Genomic DNA, 14846 nt, shown 5'->3' with positions numbered 1-14846 from the left:
GTATTCCGCACTTAAACCCCGTCAAACCCTTGCAGCGTGAGGGTCTTGCGGATTTTCATCATCCTGTATAGGGTTTCAACGTCGGACCGGTGGAGGGTCGGGCGCGATACTTCACATGTTACGGGACTGTTAACATGACCTTCACCCGCCTGAGCATAATGTTCGCGGCGGTGGCGTGCTGAATCGGCTGTCGAACATCGACGCACTAGTGCTGGCCCATGCCTCTACCGGTTTCATACCCCCGAAATAGGAGCTGTACTCAATGAACAAGAAGATCCTTACTGCCGCGCTGCTGGGTGGTCTGGCTTTCGCCCAGGCTGCGTCCGCGCAGGAGTTCGATGACCGCTGGTACCTGACCGGTTCGGCCGGCTTCAACTTCCAGGACAGCGACCGCCTGACCAATGACGCCCCGTTCGTCACCCTGGGCCTGGGCAAGTTCATCAGCCCGAACTGGTCGCTGGACGGTGAGCTGAACTACCAGAACCCGAACTTCGACGCCAACAAGGACATGAACTGGTCGCAGTACGGCGTCTCGCTGGACCTGCGTCGCCACTTCATCAAGGAAGGCCGCGGCTGGAACCCGTACCTGCTGGCCGGCCTGGGCTACCAGAAGTCGGAAGAAGAGTACAACCCGATCAGCGGTGGCCTGGCTGACCGCAAGGACGGCAACTTTGCCGCCAAGGTCGGCGTCGGTCTGCAGACCACCTTCGAGAAGCGCGTCGCTGTCCGTGCCGAAGTCGCCTACCGCGCTGATTTCGACGACCAGAGCGTGAACCCGAAGCGTGCCGGCAACGATGAAAGCTGGTTCGGCGACGTGCTGGCTTCGGTCGGCGTCGTGATCCCGCTGGGCCCGGCTCCGGTCGCGGCTGCTCCGGCTCCGGCTCCGGTTGCCCCGAGCTGCGCCGACCTGGATGACGACGGTGACGGCGTCAACAACTGCGACGACAAGTGCCCGAACTCGCAGCCGGGTCAGACCATCGGTCCGGACGGTTGCCCGGTGCCGGTCTCCATCGACCTGAAGGGCGTCAACTTCGACTTCGACAAGTCGAACCTGCGTCCGGACGCCGTGGCGATCCTGAGCGAAGCCACCGAGATCCTGAAGCGTTACCCGGATCTGCGCGTTGAAGTCGCCGGTCACACCGACTCGAAGGGTACCGACGCTTACAACCAGAAGCTGTCGGAGCGTCGTGCTACCGCCGTGTACAACTACCTGACCAAGAACGGCGTTGACGCCGGTCGCCTGGTCGGCCCGATCGGCTACGGCGAGAGCCGTCCGATTGCTCCGAACACCAACCCGGATGGTTCGGACAACCCGGAAGGTCGCGCCAAGAACCGTCGTACCGAGCTGAACGTCCAGAACTAAGTTCTGACGCTCTGCCAGTAGGACACAGCAGGACCTGGCTTCGGCCGGGTCTTGTTGTTTCTGCGGCCCGGAATCCGGTGCCTGCCGGTCCGGGGGTAACCGTTCGTCGGGTTTTTGTCCGTAAAACCAATGGGTTGCCGTATTCATTGAAAGTGGCGCTTGAAAGCTGTCGCGGCATTGCTAAACTCGCCGCGTCACTTCCTTTCCTGGATGCCCTTCATGCTGCGCTCTGCATCGGCCGCCGTTCTGGCGCTGGCCCTGGTTCCCGCCGCCCACGCTGCGGTCGATTGCTCGGTCAACACCAGCGCCTCGCCGCTGCCGTTGCCGGCCACGACCATCGCGCCGGTGGCCGACGAGCTCTACATCCGTGGCAACCAGCTGGGCATGCCGGCCGGCGTGCTGAGCAGCAATTACGATCCGTCGCAGTCGCTGGACCAGGTGCTGCAGCGCCTGCGCATCGATGGCTGCCAGAACATCGCCAAGGCCATTCCGAGCGCACCGGCGGTGAAGCCGAACGATCCGGCGGCCTACAAGCCGCAGACCGAATTCGACAACACGCCCTGGCGCTTCGACATGAGCCAGAACGGCAAGCGCATGACCGCCGAAGAGTTCGACGCCTGGATGAAGGCGCGTGGCGTGCGTGTGGTCAAGGCGCGTCCGGCTCCGGCCGCCACTCCGGCCCCGGCCGAAGCACCGGCCGAGACCAAGCCGGTCGACAAGAAGTAAGCACCGCGGGGAGCAGAGGCTTGCGCACGCGCCGCCCACCTGCCGCCCCCGCCGCCCGCTCCCACGCATCGCGTGGGCGTGCGACTCCCGCTGCCACAGCCGCCGGTGTCCGTCATGGCCTGGCGCGCGTGCTGTCCAAGGCCGGCGTCTGCTCGCGCAGCGAGGCCGCGCGCTGGATTGCCGAGGGCCGCGTACGCGTCTCCGGCCGCATCGTGCGGGATCCCGAGTTCCCGATTGGCCAGCCGGCGCCGCCGATCGAGGTCGATGGCCAGCCGATGGGCGCGCCGCAGCGCCTGTACCTGATGCTCAACAAGCCACGCGGGGTGGTGACCACCGTGCAGGACGAGCGTGGCCGCGACACCGTCTACCGCTGTTTCGATGGTGCAGGGCTGCCGTGGATAGCGCCGGTCGGGCGCCTGGACAAGGCCAGTGAAGGGCTGTTGCTGTTCAGCAACGATCCGCAGTGGGCCGCGCGCCTGACCGATCCGGAAACGGGTCCGCAGAAGACGTACCACGTGCAGGTCGACCGCCTGCCCGATGACGCCACGCTGGCGGCCCTGCAGGCCGGCGTGGAGGACGAGGGCGAGTTCCTCGTGGCCCAGGCCGTGCGCGTGCTGCGCAGCGGCGACAAGACCGCGTGGCTGGAGGTGGTCCTCGACGAGGGCCGCAACCGCCACATCCGCCGCCTGCTGGCGGCCTTCGACCTGCAGGTGCTGCGCCTGGTCCGGGTTGCGATCGGCGGGCTGCAGCTCGGCGATCTCGGCAAGGGTCAGTGGCGGATGCTGGAGGTCAATGACCAGCAGCGGCTGGGGGCCGCTGCACCGGGCTGATCATCGCCCGCGGCCGGCGGTTGCCGGCCACCGTTCCAGGCGTAGGGGGCGCCTGGTTGCTGAACTTCCCGAACGGAGCCTGCCCATGTACCACCCGACCCTCAACCAAACCCTGCGCTGCGCAGGTCTGCTGCTGCCGATGGTGCTGCTGACCGCCTGTGGTGGCCACAAGAAGGTGGCCAAGGCAGAAACGCCGGCCGAAACCCCGGTGGTGGAAGTGAAGACCCCGGAGCTGGATGGCCGCGGCAGCTACCGCTTCCTGATGAGCAACGGCGACAAGAAGATGACCGCCGACGAGTTTGATGCCTGGATGAAGGCCAACGGCATCCGCGTTGCCAAGGGCAACGGCCAGGACGCTGCCGCCAAGCCGGTGGTGGTGGCCAGCAAGGACGAGCCGAAGGGCAAGAAGAAAAAGAAGTGATGCCGGGAAGGTGCCGACCTCGGTCGGCACGCCCTCAAGCTCTGGTAGGTGCCGACCTTGGTCGGCACGCTTTGACCGCTGGGATCAACCCTTGATCACGCCCAGCTCGACGCCAATGCGGGTGAACGCATCGATCGCGCGGTCCAGGTGCTCACGGCTGTGCGCAGCGCTGATCTGGGTGCGGATGCGCGCCTGGCCCTTGGGCACTACCGGGAAGAAGAAGCCGATCGCGTAAATGCCTTCTTCCAGCAGGCGCTCGGCGAACTTCTGCGCCAGCGGCGCGTCGTACAGCATCACCGGGCTGATCGGGTGTACGCCCGGCTTCACGTCGAAACCGGCGGCGACCATCTTTTCGCGGAAGTAGCGGGTGTTCTCCACCAGGGTGTCGCGCAGGTCGTCAGCGGCGGCCAGCATCTCGAACGCCTTGATGCCGGCGGCCACCACATGCGGCGGCAGCGAGTTGGAGAACAGGTACGGCCGCGAACGCTGGCGCAGCAGCTCGATCACCTCGGCGCTGGCGCAGGTGAAGCCGCCCAGTGCGCCGCCCATGGCCTTGCCCAGGGTGCCGGTGATGATGTCGATCTTCTCCAGCACGCCCTTCACTTCGGCCGAGCCACGGCCGGTGGCGCCGAGGAAGCCGGTGGCGTGGCACTCATCGATGTGCACCAGCGCGTTGTACTTCTTCGCCAGCGCGGTGATCTCGTCCAGCGGGGCAATGAAGCCGTCCATCGAGAACACGCCGTCGGTGGTGATCAGCTTGGTCTTGCAGCCGGCGGCATCGGCGGCCTGCAGCTGGGCTTCCAGGTCGGCCATGTCGCAGTTGGCGTAGCGGAAGCGCTTGGCCTTGCACAGGCGCACGCCGTCGATGATCGAGGCGTGGTTCAGTGCATCGGAAATGATCGCGTCGTTCTCACCGAGCAGCGGTTCGAACAGGCCGCCGTTGGCGTCGAAACAGGCGGCGTACAGAATGGTGTCCTGCTTGCCGAAGAAGTCGGCGATCTGCTTCTCCAGCTGCTTGTGCAGGTCCTGGGTACCGCAGATGAAGCGCACCGAGGCCATGCCGAAGCCGTGGGTATCCAGCGCATCCTTGGCGGCCTGGATCAGGTCCGGATGGTCGGCCAGGCCCAGGTAGTTGTTGGCACAGAAGTTCAGCACCTTGCGGCCATCCTCGAGGGTGATCTCGGCCGACTGCGGGCTGGTGATGATCCGCTCGGACTTGAACAGGCCCTGGGCGCGGATGGCGTCCAGTTCCTCGGCGTAGTGGCGGGTCAGGGCGGAGGAGGCGTCGGTCATGGCGTGGGCACGGCTCTGAACGGGGAAACCGTTGATTCTACCGGGCTACGACGGCCTTCGACCGGGCCGGGCAGGGCACCGCCACGGGTGGCACATGTTGCATCGCAATAGCAAACGGGTTAAAAATTCGTGAACCGCGCCTGTCTGGCGCCGGTTGCCCGCTCCCCCTTCCCGCCCCCGCCACCCTCGGAGACGCCCATGAAGCACGCCCGTGCCTGCCTCGCCATTGCCGCTGCCCTGACCCTGGCCGCCCCGTTCGCCGCCAGCGCCCAGGAAAACGAATCGCCGTACAGCTGGAACGTCACCGCTGTTTCCGATTACCTGTTCCGTGGTGTGTCGCAGACCGACGAGGATCCGACCCTGCAAGCCGGTTTCACCTACACCAGCCCGGTTGGCCTGTACGCAGGCGTGTGGGGCTCGGGCGTGGATTTTGGTGCGGGTGACCCGAAGACCGAGGTCGACTACCTGATCGGCTACGGCGTGGACGTCACCGAGCGCGTCAACTTCGACGTGCTGCTGAACCGCTACACCTACCTGAAGTCCAGCCACCAGAACTACAACGAGCTGATCACCACCACCACGCTGGATGACACCTACAAGCTGACGGTGGCCTACACCAACGATGTCTGGAACAGCAGCACCGATGGCTGGTACTTCGGCCTGGGCGGCAGCTGGGGCCTGCCGAAGGACTTCACCTTGAATGCCAACGTCGGTCGCAGCACCTTCGAGGACGGCATCGCCAAGGACTACACCGACTGGAACGTCGGCGTCGCGCGCCAGTTCGGCCTGTTCAACGTCGGCCTGGGCTACTACGGCACCGACGGCAACGGCCGTGACAATTCCGGCAAGCTGGCCCACAGCCGGGTGATGCTGAGCGTCGCCGTCGGCAAGTAACGCCGCAGGCGTTACGGGTAGTGCCGGCCGCTGGCCGGCAACACCAAAGAAAAAGGCGCCCATCGGGCGCCTTTTTCAATTTCAAGGTGTGCCGAGCAAGCTCGGCACCCACCCATCGCGCACGGCGAAGGGTCAATTCCAGCTCAAAACAACCTTGCCGGCCTTGCCTTCTTCCATCAGGTCGAAGCCCTTCTGGAAGTCGTCGATCGGCAGCTGGTGGGTCATCACCTTGCCGAGCGGGAAGCCGGACAGCACCAGCTGGGTCATCTTGTACCAGGTCTCGTACATCTTGCGGCCGTAGATGCCCTGAACGGTCAGGCCCTTGAAGATGATCTTGTCCCAGTCGCAGCCGGCGCCCTTGGGCATGATGCCGAGCATGGCGATCTTGCCGCCGTGGTACATGCAGTCGAGCATGTCGTTGAACGCACGCGGGTTGCCGCTCATTTCCAGGCCCACGTCGAAGCCCTCCATGTGCAGTTCCTTCATCACGTCCTTCAGCGACTGGTTGGCCACGTTGACCACGCGGGTGGCGCCCATGTCGGCGGCCAGCTTCAGGCGGAAATCATTGACGTCGGTCACCACCACGTTGCGCGCACCGATGTGCTTGCAGATGCCGGCGGCGATGATGCCGATCGGGCCGGCACCGGTGATCAGCACGTCCTCGCCGATCACGTTGAACTCCAGCGCACAGTGCGCGGCATTGCCGTACGGGTCGAAGAACGCAGCCAGCTCCGACGGGATCTGGTCCGGGATCGGCCACAGGTTGCTGGCCGGCATCACCATGTATTCGGCGAAGGCGCCGTTGACGTTGACGCCGATGCCGACGGTGTTCGGGCACAGGTGCGGGCGGCCGCCACGGCAGTTGCGGCAGTGGCCGCAGACGATGTGGCCTTCGGCCGAGACGCGCTGGCCGATTTCATAGCCGGTCACGGCCGAGCCGAGTGCGGCGACGCGACCGACGAATTCGTGGCCGATGGTCAGGCCCGGCTTGATGGTGCGCTGACTCCACTCGTCCCACAGGTAGATGTGCAGGTCGGTGCCGCAGATCGCGGTCTTCTCCAGCTTGATCAGGACCTCGTTCGGGCCCGGGGTCGGCACCGGAACTTCTTCCAGCCAGATGCCCTTGGCCGCTTCGCGCTTGACCAGGGCCTTCATCGTTTGCTGCGCCATCGGGGTGGAACTCATCAGGGGGAAAGCGCGGATTATAGGGTGCCGCGCGGATTTCCCATGTTGCGCTGCGGGTGCATTGGCGGAACGAAAGGCGTGCGCCGGCGGGCGTTTCGAACGTGCCGCAAACAGCAGCGCCTCCTTGATTCCGGGGGAGGGGGCGTGGTCACCCTGGCCGGGACACGCAAAAGCCCATCCATGGTGCTCGATGGCGCCATCCATGGCGCCAACGGTCCCGGCCAGGGTGACCACGCCCCCTCTGGACCATTCCATGTGCGCGGCCGACGTGCGCATGGCAGCGCGAGAAGCAGGCCCATGACTTCCGGGGTTCGGGCCGGGGCGGGGCGGCGGGCTACAATCGAGGGTTCCACTACCAGGGGCCGCTCCATGCGCTCGAACCTGCTTGCATTCTCCATCGTCGCCAGCCTCGGGCTGGCCCAGGTCGCCCATGCCGCTGAAGGCATGTGGGTGCCGCAGCAGCTGCCGGAAATCGCCGGCCCGCTGCAGAAGGCCGGCCTGAAGCTGTCCCCGGAACAGCTGTCCAACCTGACCGGCGACCCGATGGGCGCGGTCGTCGCCCTCGGCGGCTGCACCGCCAGCTTCGTCTCGCCGCAGGGCCTGGTGGTCACCAACCACCACTGCGCTTATGGCGCCATCCAGCTGAATTCGACCGCGCAGAAGAACCTGATCAAGGACGGCTTCAACGCGCCGACCCTGAAGGACGAACTGAGCGCTGGCCCGAACGCCCGCGTGTTCGTGCTCGACCAGATCACCGACGTCACCACCCAGGCCAAGGCCGCCATCGCTGCCGCCGGCAACGACCCGCTGGCCCGCAGCCGCGCGCTGGACGCCTTCGACAAGGCCCAGGTCGCCGCCTGTGAAGCCGATGCCGGCTTCCGCTGCCGCCTGTACAGCTTCTCCGGAGGCAACACCTACCGCCTGTTCCGCAACATGGAAATCAAGGACGTGCGCCTGGTCTACGCGCCCCCGGGCAGCGTCGGCAAGTTCGGCGGCGACGTCGACAACTGGATGTGGCCGCGCCACACCGGCGATTTCTCGTTCTACCGCGCCTACGTCGGCAAGGACGGCAAGCCGGCCGCCTTCGCCGCCGACAACGTGCCGTACCAGCCCAAGCACTTCCTGAAGTTCGCCGACCAGCCGCTGGGTGCCGACGACTTCGTGATGGTGGCGGGCTACCCGGGCCGCACCAACCGCTATGCCCTGGCCGGTGAATTCAACGAAACCGCCAGCTTCACCTACCCGACCATCGCCAAGCACTACAACGCCGTGCTGAAGATGATCGCCGACGCCGGCAAGGCCGACGCCGACGTCAAGGTGAAGTACGCCGCCACCGCCGCCAGCATGAACAACGTGGCCAAGAACTACCTGGGCCAGCTGGAAGGCTTCAAGCGCATCGACGCCGCTGGCCAGAAGCAGGCTGAAGAAGCCGCCGTGCTGGCGTGGCTGAAGAAGCAGGGCGCTGCCGGCAAGCCGGCCCTGGCGGCACACGCGCAGCTGCTCAAGCATCTGGATACCAGCAAGTCGACCCGCGAACGCGACCTGTTCGTCGGTCAGTTCAACAACACCTCGGCCGTTGGCGCGGCGATCACCCTGTACCGCCTGTCGATCGAGCGCAGCAAGCCGGATGCCGAACGCGAAGCCGGTTACCAGGAACGCGACCTGACCACCATCGAAGGTGCCCTGAAGCAGATGGACCGCCGCTACGTGGCGAAGATGGACCAGCAGCTGCAGGCCTACTGGCTGGACCAGTACGTGGCCCTGCCGGCCGCACAGCGCGACAACGAAGTGCTGAACAAGTGGCTGGCCGGCAGCGATGCCGCTGCGGTGAAATCGCTGGTGGGCAAGCTGTCGGGCACCGAGCTGGGCAGCCTGGATGCACGCCTGAAATGGTTCAAGGCCGACCGCGCCGCGTTTGAGGCCAGCAACGATCCGGCCATCCAGTACGCCGTGGCCGTCATGCCGGCACTGCTGAAGCAGGAAGAGCAGAAGAAGATCCGCGAAGGCGAATCGCTGACCGCGCGCCCGCTGTACCTGCAGGCCGTGGCCGACTACAAGAAGAGCCAGGGTGAGTTCGTCTACCCGGACGCCAACCTGTCGCTGCGCATCACCTTCGGCAACGTCATGGGCTATGGCAAGGACGGCGTGAAGTACACCCCGTTCACCACCCTGGAAGGCGTGGCGGCGAAGGAAACCGGTGAGGATCCGTTCGATTCGCCGAAGGCGCTGCTCGATGCGGTCAAGGCCAAGCGTTACGGCGGCCTGGAAGACAAGCGCATTGGTTCGGTGCCGGTGAACTTCCTGTCCAACCTGGACATCACCGGTGGCAACTCGGGTTCGCCGGTGCTGGACGCCAACGGCAAGCTGGTCGGCCTGGCCTTCGATGGCAACTGGGAATCGGTCAGCTCCAACTGGGTGTTCGACCCGGTGATGACCCGCATGATCGCCGTCGACAGCCGCTACATGCAGTGGATCATGCAGGAAGTGGCGCCGGCGCCGCAGCTGCTGAAGGAACTGAACCTGGCGAAGTGAGGTAGTGCCGGCCGCTGGCCGGCAACCTCGACCGGATAGCCGGAGTTTCCCAAACCCCGCGACCCACGTCGCGGGGTTTTTTCATGCCCGGCCCGGCCCGGTGCGCCGAACAGGTATCATCCCTGTTCCGCGTACTTCACAGGATGTGAACGAAACGCGGAAACCTCCTCCCCCCAGGACCCCTTGCACGCATGCGCATCCTGCTTGCCCGCCACGGCGAAACGCCGTGGAACGCCGAAGGCCGCTACCAGGGCCAGATCGATATTCCGCTTTCGCCGATCGGTGAAGCCCAGGCCCAGGCACTGGGTGCCCGCCTGGCCTCGGTGGACATCACCCGTGCCGTCGCCTCGCCGCTGTCGCGCGCGCAGCGCACCGCGCAGCTGGCGCTTGGCGCCGCCCGCGCCGACATGCTGCTGACCGAGCCGGAGCTGCAGGAAATCGCCCACGGTGAATGGGAAGGGTTGCTCGCCAGCGAGATCCACGAGAAGGATCCGTCGCGCCTGCAGGCCTGGCGCGAGGAGCCGGATACGGTGCTGATGCCCGGCGGCGAATCGCTGCGCTTGGTGCTGGAGCGCAGCTGGCGTGGGCTGGCGCGTGCCACCGAAGGCCTCGGCGAGCACGACACCCTGCTGGTGGTTGCGCACGATGCGGTCAACCGCGTGATCCTGTGCAAGGTGCTGGGCCTGCCGCTTTCCCGCCTGTGGACCTTCCGCCAGGCACCGACCACGCTCAACCTGCTCGAAGGCGCCGACCTGGACAGCCTGGAAGTGGTGCGCCTGAACGACTGCGCCCACCACACGCCGTTCTTCGGCGAAGCCAAGCACCGCGCCCTCTGATCCATCCCCCGCATCAACTGCTTCTGCTGGAACCGCTGCCGTGACGAACACCCCGACCACCCTGGCCGACTGGCTGGACTACATTGAACGCCAGCACCCGGCGAGCATCGACATGGGCCTGGAGCGCGTGCGCGCTGTGGCCGCGGCGATGGGCCTGGGCGCGCCGGCCAAGCGCACCATCGTGGTCGGTGGCACCAACGGCAAGGGCTCAACCGTGGCTTTCATCGAAGCCATTGCACGCGCCGCCGGCTGGAAGGTCGGTGCCTACACCTCGCCGCACCTGCTGCGCTACAACGAGCGCGTGCGCATCGACGGCCAGGACGTGGACGATGCCGCGCTGGTCGCCGCGTTCAATACGATCGAAGCCGTGCGTGGCGAGATCACGCTGACCTATTTCGAGTACGGCACGCTGGCCGCGCTGCAGCTGTTCGCCGACGCCGGGCTGGACCTGGCGGTACTGGAAGTGGGCCTGGGCGGCCGCCTCGATGCGGTCAACATCGTGGACGCCGACGTGGCGGTGATCACTACCGTGGACATCGACCATGCCGAGTGGCTGGGCGAGGATCGCGAGGCGATCGGGACCGAGAAGGCCGGCATCATCCGCGGCTGGAAGCCGGTGATCCTGGGCGAGACCGATCCGCCGTCGAGCGTGCTGCGCCGTGCCTATCTGGTTGGCGCCAATGCGATCCGTGGTGGCAGCGACTATTTCTACGAGCCGATCGATGCGCAGCGTTGGCGCTGGCGCGATGTCGGCCTGCGCATGGAACTGCCGACCCCGGCGCTGGCCGGCCCGATCCAGCTGGCCAATGCGGGTGCCGCCATCGCCGCGCTGCGCGCGCTGGACAAGCCGGTGCCGCGTGCGGCGTGGGCCGCCGGTGTCGCAGCGGCGCGCATTTCCGGCCGGCTGCAGGCATTCGAGCGCGATGGCGTGCAGATCCGCGTCGACGTCGGCCACAACCCGCAGGCGGCGAGCCAGCTGGCGCGTGCGCTGAAGGCCGAGGTCTCTGCCGGGCGCACCCTGGCGGTGTACGCCGCGCTGCAGGACAAGGACGCAGCGGGGGTGGTGCAGGCGCTGGAGGACGTGGTGGGCGAGTGGACCCTGGCCGGGCTGGAAGGCCCGCGCGGGCAGAGCGCCGCCCAGCTGCAGGCACGCCTGGCCGGCACCACCGCCGCCACGGCGCTGCTGGCTGACAGCGTCGAACAGGCACTGGCGCAGGTGCTGGCCCAGGCCGAGCGCGGTGACCGCGTGCTGGTGTTCGGCTCCTTCCATACCGCTGCGGCCGCCCTGCAATGGCTGCAGGGCGATGCCTGATACGCGTTCAGCCAACGCCGACGCCGTCCGGTCCGGCACCCGTATAATCGATGCCAATCTCCGGACAGTTGCCTGCCTCACGTGGATACGCCTCTGAAACAGCGTCTGATTGGTGCCATCGTGCTGGTGGCACTGGCCGTGATTTTCCTGCCGATGCTGGTCAAGGGGCCGGCACCGGACAGCGGCGTGGCCAATGTGCCGATCGCCGCGCCGGATGCACCGGCCGATGGCCAGTTCGAAACCCGTGAGCTGCCCCTGGTCGCCCCGGCCGGTGGTGCCACCGGCCTGCAGACCGGGCAGGCCAAGCCGCTGCAGGACGCCGCCACGCCGGCCACTGCGCCGACCGTGGACACCTCGCCGACGGTCGCCGCCGGCAACTATGCGGTTACCTTCGGTGCCTACGGCAGCAAGGCCGACGCCGACGCGGTGATCGCCTACCTGAAGCGCTCGCAGCTGCCGGGCTTCGCCGAAACGGCGACCATCAACGGCCGCCAGGCATGGCGCGTGCGCGTGGGGCCGTACGCCGACCGTGCACAGGCCGAGGCCGCCCGTCTGCAGGCGGTGAAGATCCGTGCCGATGTGAAGGCCGAAGTGATCACCCTGGATGCCGCAGCGGACAGCAGCGCCCCGGTGGCAGCCACCCCGGCACCGGCTAAGCCGAGCGCCAGTACCCCATCTGCCGCCACCGCGCCGTCGGCCAGCAGCAACCCGGTGCGCAGTGAAAGCCTGCCGCCGAGTACGCCGACTGCAACGACCACTCCGGCGGCCAAGCCCGAGCCGCCGAAGCCGGCGCCGAAGCCCGAAACCCCGAAGCCCGAGCCGAAGCCGGAGGCCACCGCCAGCAAGCCGGCAACGGCCCCGGCCACGCCGGCAGCACCGGCCGCCAGCGGCGTCGGCTTTGCCGTGCAGCTGGGCGCGTTCGGCCAGGCCAACGATGCCAACGCCCTGCGCGACAAGGTCCGCGCCGCCGGCTTCAGTGCTTTTGTCGAGCAGGTGCGCACCGAAAAGGGCACCCTGCATCGCGTCCGCGTCGGGCCGGTGGCCAACCGTGGCGATGCCGAGCAGCTGAAGGCGCAGGTTGCCGCCAAGGTCGGCGTGGCCGGCATGGTCCGACCGCACCCATGACCCACGCGCAGCCTCGTTGCCAGCGCCGCCGAAGGAGCGGGGCGCCATGATCGACGTGGTGCTGCTGATCGTGATCGCCGCCTCCACCCTGCTGGGGATGCTGCGCGGCTTCGTGGGAATCGTCATCGGCACCCTGTCGTGGCTGCTGGCTGCGTGGGCGGCCTTCGCCTTCGGCAATGACGCCGCCCATTGGTGGGCCGCCCCGGCGGCCCCCGGTGGCGAACACTTCGTCGGTGGCTACCTGGGGGTCGGCATCGGCGTGATGATCGGGGTTGCGGTGATCGGCATGGTCATCAAGGCTCTGGTCCACCGCAGCATGCTGACCAGCCTGGACCGCCTGCTGGGCGGGGTGCTGGGCGCCGTGCGGGGCGGCCTGATCGCCGCGATCCTGCTGCTGCTGGGCAGTTTCACCCCGCTGACCGCCGAGCCCTCCTGGCAGCGCTCGGCGGTGCGGCCACTGCTGAACCCCACCGTTGCCTGGATGAACAGCAAGCTGCCGCACTGGGAGGTTCCCGGGGCCGATCTGCTGCCCAAGGCCTTGCCGACCGACGGGCTGTCCCCATCTGCATTGATGGAGTTGGGCAAGAACGCGGGCGCCGGGTTGGGAAAGCCGGGCGCGGCAGGCGATAATGGCATCCTCAACCAGGTAGTGGCAGGCAGCGGATGGCTGCGGCCTGCGAAAGCGGAACAGGGCGATTCCTACGATCCGGCCGAAGTGCGTCCGGACGCCCCAGCACTGCCGGACACTATCGAGCCGGGCGATCCGGCCAATGTCGACCGCAGGCGCGGCGACCACCGCGGCCAGGTACGGCCACCTTCCTTGTAACTGGGCACAGCCCAGCGGAGACCTCGCACCATGTGTGGCATCGTCGGAATCGTCGGCAACCAGAACGTCGCCGGGCAGTTGTATGACGGCTTGACCGTCCTCCAGCACCGTGGCCAGGACGCGGCGGGCATCGCCACCGCCAACGGCAGCCGCCTGCGCGTGCAGAAGGCCACCGGCCTGGTCCGCGATGTGTTCGATGCCCGCACCATGTCCACCCTGGAAGGCAGCGTCGGCATCGCCCACGTGCGTTACCCGACTGCCGGTTCGGAAGGCATGGACGAGGCGCAGCCGTTCTACGTCAATTCGCCGTACGGCATCGCGCTGGCCCACAACGGCAACCTGATCAATACCGAGGCGCTGCGCCAGCAGGTGTTCGAACAGGACCGCCGCAACGTCAACACCGATTCGGACAGCGAAGTGCTGCTGAACGTGTTCGCCTATGAACTGGAGCAGCAGCGCCAGCTGAGCCCGGAAGCCGCGATCCGCGCTGTGGCTGGCGTGCATCGCCGCTGCAAGGGTGGCTATGCAGTGGTCAGCGTGGTGCTGGGCCTGGGCCTGGTCGCCTTCCGCGACCCGCATGGCATCCGTCCGCTGGTGCTGGGCAAGCGCAGCCATGCCGAGGGCGACGAGTACATCGTGGCGTCCGAGTCGGCCGCGCTGGACGTGCTGGGCTTCCAGCGCGTGCGCGATGTGCAGCCGGGCGAAGCGCTGGTGATCACCGCGCGCGGCGAGCTGTTCTCGGAAATCTGCGCCGAGCCGGCCGAGCACACCCCGTGCATCTTCGAATACGTGTATTTCGCACGCCCGGATTCGATGATCGACAACGTGTCGGTGCACAAGGCGCGCATGCGCATGGGCATCAAGCTGGGCGAGAAGATCCTGCGCCTGCGCCCGGACCACGACATCGACACCATCATCCCGATCCCGGATACCTCGCGCGACGCTGCGCTTGAGATCTCCAACGTGCTCGGCGTGAAGTATCGCGAAGGCTTCATCAAGAACCGCTACATCGGCCGTACCTTCATCATGCCGGGGCAGGGCGAACGCGTGAAGTCGGTGCGTCGCAAGCTCAACCCGATCCACCTGGAGTTCCGCAACCGCGTGGTGCTGCTGGTGGACGATTCGATCGTGCGTGGCACCACCAGCCAGCAGATCGTGCAGATGGCCCGTGACGCGGGCGCGCGCAAGGTCTACCTGGCCAGCGCCGCGCCGCCGGTGCGCTACCCGAACATCTACGGCATCGACATGCCGGCGGCCGAGGAACTGGTCGCGCACAACCGCACGGTGGAAGAGATCGAAGCCCACCTGGGCTGCGACTGGCTGATCTACCAGGACCTGGAAGACATGGAAGCGGCAGTGAGCGAGGGCAATCCGGCGCTGCGCAACTTCGATTCGTCCTGCTTCAACGGCCACTACCCGACCGGCATTGAACCGGGCTACTTCGAGCGCATCCAGCAGCTGCGGTCGGACGACGCCAAGCACAAGCGCCGCGCCTGAGGACCA

At 66.9% G+C, this 14846-nt stretch carries 13 protein-coding genes; 11 read left to right on the top strand and 2 right to left on the bottom strand.

Going from position 1 to position 14846, the window contains the following annotated elements; translation table 11 throughout:
• The first annotated feature begins 262 nt into the window (after positions 1-262).
• The 4 genes from AC5P60_RS11355 to AC5P60_RS11340 all read left to right on the top strand — a co-directional run bounded on the left by AC5P60_RS11355 (position 263) and on the right by AC5P60_RS11340 (position 3340).
• On the top strand, positions 263-1363 hold the full coding sequence (locus AC5P60_RS11355) for an OmpA family protein (RefSeq protein WP_005408234.1): 1101 nt from the start codon (positions 263-265) through the stop codon (positions 1361-1363).
• Positions 1364-1582: 219 nt separating this feature from the next.
• Positions 1583-2089, top strand: a complete 507-nt coding sequence (locus AC5P60_RS11350) for a hypothetical protein (RefSeq protein WP_005408235.1) — start codon at positions 1583-1585, stop codon at positions 2087-2089.
• 20 nt (positions 2090-2109) lie between these two features.
• The gene (locus AC5P60_RS11345; RefSeq protein ID WP_033835451.1) at positions 2110-2919 is read left to right on the top strand and encodes a pseudouridine synthase; all 810 of its coding nucleotides are present in this window, start codon (positions 2110-2112) and stop codon (positions 2917-2919) included.
• Positions 2920-3004: 85 nt separating this feature from the next.
• The gene (locus tag AC5P60_RS11340) at positions 3005-3340 is read left to right on the top strand and encodes a hypothetical protein (protein ID WP_005412356.1); all 336 of its coding nucleotides are present in this window, start codon (positions 3005-3007) and stop codon (positions 3338-3340) included.
• Between the two features lie 84 nt (positions 3341-3424).
• Here AC5P60_RS11340 and kbl read toward each other — a convergent pair whose 3' ends face one another.
• Positions 3425-4633: a glycine C-acetyltransferase gene (gene kbl, locus AC5P60_RS11335; RefSeq protein ID WP_005408238.1), complete on the bottom strand. Its 1209-nt coding sequence runs from the start codon at positions 4631-4633 to the stop codon at positions 3425-3427.
• A 198-nt stretch (positions 4634-4831) separates the two neighbouring features.
• Between kbl and AC5P60_RS11330 the strand changes: the two genes are divergently transcribed.
• Positions 4832-5527 carry a TorF family putative porin gene (locus AC5P60_RS11330; protein WP_005412357.1) on the top strand — a complete coding sequence of 232 codons (696 nt, stop codon included), beginning with the start codon at positions 4832-4834 and terminating at the stop codon, positions 5525-5527.
• A gap of 132 nt (positions 5528-5659) precedes the next feature.
• Here the strand turns inward: AC5P60_RS11330 and tdh are convergent, their stop codons facing one another.
• Positions 5660-6682, bottom strand: coding sequence for an L-threonine 3-dehydrogenase (gene tdh / locus AC5P60_RS11325; RefSeq protein WP_010483949.1), 1023 nt, complete (start codon positions 6680-6682; stop codon positions 5660-5662).
• A 399-nt stretch (positions 6683-7081) separates the two neighbouring features.
• On the opposite strand from tdh, the gene AC5P60_RS11320 reads away from it, so the two are divergent.
• The 6 genes from AC5P60_RS11320 (at position 7082) to purF (ending at position 14840) form a co-directional block, all read left to right on the top strand.
• Complete coding sequence (locus AC5P60_RS11320) at positions 7082-9244, top strand: S46 family peptidase (RefSeq protein WP_483693526.1); 2163 nt, start codon at positions 7082-7084, stop codon at positions 9242-9244.
• A gap of 191 nt (positions 9245-9435) precedes the next feature.
• A complete protein-coding gene (locus tag AC5P60_RS11315) occupies positions 9436-10080 on the top strand; it encodes a histidine phosphatase family protein (RefSeq protein ID WP_005408242.1) in 645 nt (214 codons plus the stop codon).
• 40 nt (positions 10081-10120) lie between these two features.
• A complete protein-coding gene (folC, locus tag AC5P60_RS11310; protein ID WP_483693525.1) occupies positions 10121-11392 on the top strand; it encodes a bifunctional tetrahydrofolate synthase/dihydrofolate synthase in 1272 nt (423 codons plus the stop codon).
• 81 nt (positions 11393-11473) lie between these two features.
• Positions 11474-12517: an SPOR domain-containing protein gene (locus AC5P60_RS11305; protein ID WP_483693524.1), complete on the top strand. Its 1044-nt coding sequence runs from the start codon at positions 11474-11476 to the stop codon at positions 12515-12517.
• Between the two features lie 46 nt (positions 12518-12563).
• The gene (locus tag AC5P60_RS11300; protein ID WP_495201741.1) at positions 12564-13343 is read left to right on the top strand and encodes a CvpA family protein; all 780 of its coding nucleotides are present in this window, start codon (positions 12564-12566) and stop codon (positions 13341-13343) included.
• Positions 13344-13373: 30 nt separating this feature from the next.
• Complete coding sequence (gene purF, locus AC5P60_RS11295) at positions 13374-14840, top strand: amidophosphoribosyltransferase (protein WP_005408246.1); 1467 nt, start codon at positions 13374-13376, stop codon at positions 14838-14840.
• The last annotated feature ends 6 nt before the right edge of the window (positions 14841-14846 follow it).

The organism is Stenotrophomonas sp. YJH_SMC_120 (assembly GCF_059368675.1).
The sequence above is the reverse complement of the archived record's forward strand: the minus strand, read 5'-3'. Positions and strand labels throughout refer to the sequence as shown.

Bases quoted from the DNA above. Each gene is read 5' to 3' on its own strand.
- tdh (WP_010483949.1), bottom strand. From the start codon at position 6,682: ATGAAGGCCCTGGTCAAGCGCGAAGCGGCCAAGGGCATCTGGCTGGAA.
- AC5P60_RS11330 (WP_005412357.1), top strand. From the start codon at position 4,832: ATGAAGCACGCCCGTGCCTGCCTCGCCATTGCCGCTGCCCTGACCCTG.
- purF (WP_005408246.1), top strand. From the start codon at position 13,374: ATGTGTGGCATCGTCGGAATCGTCGGCAACCAGAACGTCGCCGGGCAG.
- kbl (WP_005408238.1), bottom strand. From the start codon at position 4,633: ATGACCGACGCCTCCTCCGCCCTGACCCGCCACTACGCCGAGGAACTG.
- AC5P60_RS11355 (WP_005408234.1), top strand. From the start codon at position 263: ATGAACAAGAAGATCCTTACTGCCGCGCTGCTGGGTGGTCTGGCTTTC.
- AC5P60_RS11315 (WP_005408242.1), top strand. From the start codon at position 9,436: ATGCGCATCCTGCTTGCCCGCCACGGCGAAACGCCGTGGAACGCCGAA.
- AC5P60_RS11340 (WP_005412356.1), top strand. From the start codon at position 3,005: ATGTACCACCCGACCCTCAACCAAACCCTGCGCTGCGCAGGTCTGCTG.
- AC5P60_RS11320 (WP_483693526.1), top strand. From the start codon at position 7,082: ATGCGCTCGAACCTGCTTGCATTCTCCATCGTCGCCAGCCTCGGGCTG.
- AC5P60_RS11350 (WP_005408235.1), top strand. From the start codon at position 1,583: ATGCTGCGCTCTGCATCGGCCGCCGTTCTGGCGCTGGCCCTGGTTCCC.
- AC5P60_RS11300 (WP_495201741.1), top strand. From the start codon at position 12,564: ATGATCGACGTGGTGCTGCTGATCGTGATCGCCGCCTCCACCCTGCTG.